Source organism: Mesorhizobium sp. M1A.F.Ca.IN.022.07.1.1, from assembly GCF_003997575.1.
Classification (GTDB): Bacteria; Pseudomonadota; Alphaproteobacteria; order Rhizobiales; family Rhizobiaceae; genus Mesorhizobium.
This window is the reverse complement of sequence record NZ_RZST01000516.1, coordinates 1-2838: the sequence shown is the minus strand read 5'-3', so window position 1 is coordinate 2838 and position 2838 is coordinate 1. Positions and strand designations below refer to the sequence as shown.

At 64.1% G+C, this 2838-nt stretch carries 3 protein-coding genes; 2 read left to right on the top strand and 1 reads right to left on the bottom strand.

Annotated features, from left to right (window positions below; all coding sequences use genetic code 11):
- The coding region (locus EOA75_RS31445; RefSeq protein ID WP_164747702.1) for a serine hydrolase at positions 1–1158 on the bottom strand (1158 nt) is incomplete at its 3' end.
- A gap of 230 nt (positions 1159–1388) precedes the next feature.
- On the opposite strand from EOA75_RS31445, the gene EOA75_RS31440 reads away from it, so the two are divergent.
- Together EOA75_RS31440 and EOA75_RS31435 are read left to right on the top strand one after the other, a co-directional pair.
- Entirely contained in the window at positions 1389–2180 is a 792-nt protein-coding gene (locus tag EOA75_RS31440; RefSeq protein WP_095779058.1) for a GH25 family lysozyme, read from the top strand.
- Between the two features lie 171 nt (positions 2181–2351).
- A partial coding sequence (locus EOA75_RS31435; RefSeq protein ID WP_206517091.1) for a lytic murein transglycosylase occupies positions 2352–2838 on the top strand: 487 nt, incomplete at its 3' end.

The following is a 2838-nucleotide window of genomic DNA, read 5'->3' as shown; positions in this document are numbered from 1 at the left end:
GCCGTAGACCTTCGAGGCCGGCGCCGGCTGCCGCATCCAGTCGACGAATCCGGCGGGCAGGATCTGCGCGCCGTTCCAGACACCGCCCTGCAGCAGGAACTGGCCGAAGCGGGCCCAGTCGTGCGCCGTGGCGTAGAGATAGGACGAGCCGACGAAAGTGCCTCGCTCGTCGGTTTCGAGCACCGCGCTGTGCATACCGAGCGGCTCAAACAGCGCCGTGCGCGGCCAGCTCAGCGCCTTCACCTTGTCGCCGATTGCCTCCTGCCACAGCCGCGACAGCATGACGGCCGTACCGCTCGAATAGGAAAATGCCTTGCCCACCTCGCCGCCGAGCGGCTTGGCCTCGGCAAAGCCCGCCATGTCCGGCTCGAGATAGAGCATGCGCGTCACGTCGGCGACGTCGCCATAGTCCTCGTTGAACTCCAGCCCGCTCGACATCGCCATCATGTCGGCAAGACTGATCGCCGCCCGACCGTCGGCCTTCCACGGCGAGAACAGGCCCTTGTTGTCGAGCGCCATCTTGCCGTCCTTGACCAGCGTGCCGACGATCGCGGCATTCACCGTCTTGGTCATCGACCAGCCGAGCAGCGGCGTCTTGGCCGAAAAACCCTCGCCATAGCGTTCCGCGACGATGCGGCCGTTCTTCACCACCACGACCGCGCGCATGCCTGTCCCGACAATCGCGGCATCGTCGACGATCTTCGTGACGGCGGGGTTTTGCAGGGCGTCCACCCTTTCGCCCTCCGGCCAGAGCGCATCCTGCGAGGCCACCGCCAAAGGCTCTATATGGACGGAGGTCTGCCGCGCCCTGCCGGTGTCGCCATCCGGAACCGACGCGCAGCCGACCCCGTCGCGCTCTACGGCGACGCTCTTGCCCAGCGTCCAAAGCAGGCCCGCCGAAACAAGGCCCCTTTCCTTGTCGACGGATACCTTCATCAGCTTGAGCAGCGGATGGCCCGGCGCCTGCACGTCGACGGCCAGCACTTCATTCGGGTCGCGGCCGGCGATGAACACGTTGGAGCAGACGATCTTGGCCGCATAGCCCGAGCCGACACGGATCAGTTCGGGCGGCGCAAAGTAGAGCCAGGCGAAGAGCGCGATCACCGCCAGCACAATGAGGCCGAACAGCCATTTGATGAACTTCACGACATCCCGCATCTTTCCGCCCTTGGGTTTTCCGGTTCGCTTTATGTCATTGATTTGCCGCCATTGCTTCTCCAAAATCATGGTCGATGTCGAGCGCCGTCAATGGATTATCAACCATGTTCGGCGATGAACGGAGAGACTGGGCGGTCCTGTGGGGCGACCGTCCGGAGGGGGCCCGCGGAAGCGACCACCATCAGTGAAGGACCCATCAGCGGCCGGCTGATCCCGGCTCGGGGGATATCATGCGCCGTCTTGCGGCCATCCTGATGCTGACGCTGTTGAGCGCCTGCTCGACCGTGGACGATCTATCGCCGCTGGCGCCGTCATCGCAGACGGTCGCCCTGCGCGCGCCCCGTTTCGAAGATTCCAAGCCGCATGAGTGGGACAGCGGCGCGCCGTGGAATTATGCTGTCCACGGCACCGACGTCTCAAAATACCAGACCTCTGTCGACTGGCCGACGGCCAAGGCCAGCGGCATCTCCTTCGCCTTCATCAAGGCGACCGAGGGCGGCGATCGCTTCGACGATTATTTCAACGAGCACTGGGCACGCACCAAGGCCGTCGGAATCCCGCGCGCGGCCTATCATTTCTTCTATTTCTGCACCCCGGCCGCCACCCAGGCGCGCTGGTTCATCGCCAATGTTCCGAAAGATCCCTCGGCGATGCCGCCGGTGCTCGACATGGAATGGAACCCGAAGTCGCCGACCTGCCGACTGCGCCCTGATCCCGCGACGGTGCGCAGCGAGATGACCACCTTTCTCGAGATCGTCGAGCGCCATTATGGCAAGAAGCCGATCATCTATACGTCGCTCGACTTCTTCGATGACAATAACCTGGCGACGTTCCGCGGCTATCCTTACTGGCTGCGCTCGGTCGCCGGCCATCCGCGCCAGAAGTATGGCAGCCATCCTTTCACCTTTTGGCAGTACACCGGAACCGGCATCGTGCCCGGCATGACCGGCAAGTCCGACATCAATGTTTTCAACGGCTCGGAAGCCGCCTGGAACAAGTGGCTGCGGCAGAACACCCGTTGACATCGGCCCCCTTGCCTGCTTTCGACATGGCGGGCGGTGATAGTTGCAACCGCTGGCGATGCGGAGCGGCGCACCCCACCGGGGTGCCGCACGGCGCTCCTGAATTTTGAAATCTACGCATGATGCGTCCGCATCCGGCCGTGATCATGCCCCGGTCTCGTAAGGGAAGCGATGCGATTGCGCGTTGAAATCCTGGCGGCGCTGCTGGTCGGCGCTTTCGCTTGGCCTGCGGCGGCGCAGGAATGCGGCGGCGATTTCGAAGCGTGGAAACAGGGCGTGGCCGCGGAAGCCAAGGCAGCCGGCGTCGGCGCCGTTGGCCTGAAGGCGCTGGAAAATGCCGCGATCGATGAGAAGGTGCTGGCGCGCGACCGCGCTCAAGGGGTGTTCGCCCAGACCTTCACCCAATTCTCGAACCGCATGATCTCGGCCTATCGCCTGAAGCAGGGCGCGGCCAACCTCAAGAAATATGCCGACGTCTTCGCGCGCGCCGACAAGGAATTCGGTGTGCAGCCGGCCGTCATCACAGCGTTCTGGGGACTGGAGACGGATTTCGGCGCCGTGCAGGGCGATTTCCACACGCTGGACGCGCTGGTCACCCTCGCGCATGACTGCCGCCGCCCTCAGTTGTTCCGGCCGCAATTGGTGCCGTTGCTGACCT